The 1,447-nt window shown below is 77.9% G+C and carries 1 protein-coding gene; it reads right to left on the bottom strand.

Annotated elements, in window-relative coordinates; all coding sequences use genetic code 11:
* Positions 1-40: 40 nt before the first annotated feature.
* Positions 41-1,447, bottom strand: a 1,407-nt coding sequence (locus HMPREF0731_RS20555) for a bifunctional metallophosphatase/5'-nucleotidase (RefSeq protein WP_007006154.1), incomplete at its 5' end; no start/stop codon positions are given.

Here is a 1,447-nt window from a genome sequence, read left to right as displayed (position 1 = left end):
GCCCGACCCGCCCCCCCCGCCGGGGCGGGTGGGCTGAGCCTCAGCGCCGCGCGATGCGGCCATCCAGCCGGGTGCGGAAGGCGCCATCGGCGGCCAGATAGGCCGCCACCACCTCCTCCAGCGGCGGGCCGTTGTCATAGGCCTCCAGCGCGCGGTCGCGGAAGGCGGTGTAGCCATCGCCGCCGCGCCGGTTGAAATTGTTGGTCACCACGCGATAGGCGCGGGCATCGTCGAGCGGGCGGACGCCGCCGGCCTCGGCCACCTCGGCGCCGCGCAGCCGCTGCCCGGCCGGCGCCGCCGGGTCGAAGCCGTAGCGCAGCCCGGCCACCTGCGGGAAGCCGCCGCCATTCTCGGCGTAGCGGGACAGCCCCGCCTCCAGCGCCGCGCGCAGATCGCCGCCGCGGATCGTCAGCGTGGCGAGCGTGTTGCCGAAGGGCAGCACCTCCAGCACGTCGCCCAGCGAGACCGGCCCCTCCGGCAGGCCGGCGCGCAGCCCGCCGGCATTGGTCACCGCGATCTCGGCGCCCGGCGTCGCGGCCAGCATCGCCTCGGCCACCAGGCTGCCGAGGGCGCACTCGCCCTGGCGGCAGCCGGCATTGGGCAGCGCCGCCGGGCTGCGGCCGACCGGGCGGGCGCGCAGCTCGGCCAGCGGCCGGCCGTATTCGGCGACGAGGGCGGCGACCGCCGCATCCTCGGGCAGATCAGGGGTGACCGGCAGCACCCGCCCGCCCTGCGCCAGCACGCGCCCATCCGGCGCCAGGTCGAGATCGACGCGCCCGGCCCAGCGGCCATAGGCGCCGGCCTGGACGATCCGCACCAGCCGGTCCGGCCCCTCGACCAGGGTGGGCGAGGGCCCGTCCGCCCCCGGCAGCTCGGCCAGCAGCGTGTGCGAATGGCCGCCGATGATGACATCCACCCCCGGCAGGGCGGCGGCCAGCGCCTGGTCCTCGGCCAGGCCCAGATGCGACAGCAGCAGGATGGTGGCCGGCCCCCCGGCGCGGATCGCGGCGATGGCGCGCTCGGCCGCCTCGCGCGCGTCGCGGAAGGCCAGCGTCGGGCCGGGGCTGGAGGCCTGCGGCGTGCGCTCCGTGGTCAGGCCGATGATGCCGACCCGCGCGCCGCCGGCCGTGAACACGACATGGCCGCGGAAGGCGCCCCGCAGGGACGGCTCGCGCGAGGCGTCCAGATTGGCCGAGAGCAGCGGGAAGGGCAGCAGCGCCGCATAGGCGGCCAGCCGCGCCGGCCCGCCATCGAATTCATGGTTGCCGAGCGTCATGGCCTGGATGCGGGTGGCGCGCTGCACCGCCGCCTCGGCCCGCCCCGCATGCGCGGTGTGGTAGAGGCTGCCGGTGAACTGGTCCCCCGCATCGAGCCGCAGCGCCGGGCGGCCCTCGGCGCGCGCCTCGGCCTCCAGCCGGTCGAGGCCGGCGGCCAGCCGGGCGCTGCC

The sequence above is a fragment of the Pseudoroseomonas cervicalis ATCC 49957 genome, assembly GCF_000164635.1.
Taxonomy (GTDB): domain Bacteria; phylum Pseudomonadota; class Alphaproteobacteria; order Acetobacterales; family Acetobacteraceae; genus Pseudoroseomonas; species Pseudoroseomonas cervicalis.
Note: the sequence above shows the minus strand (reverse complement) of the source record. Positions and strands in the feature narration are given on the sequence as shown.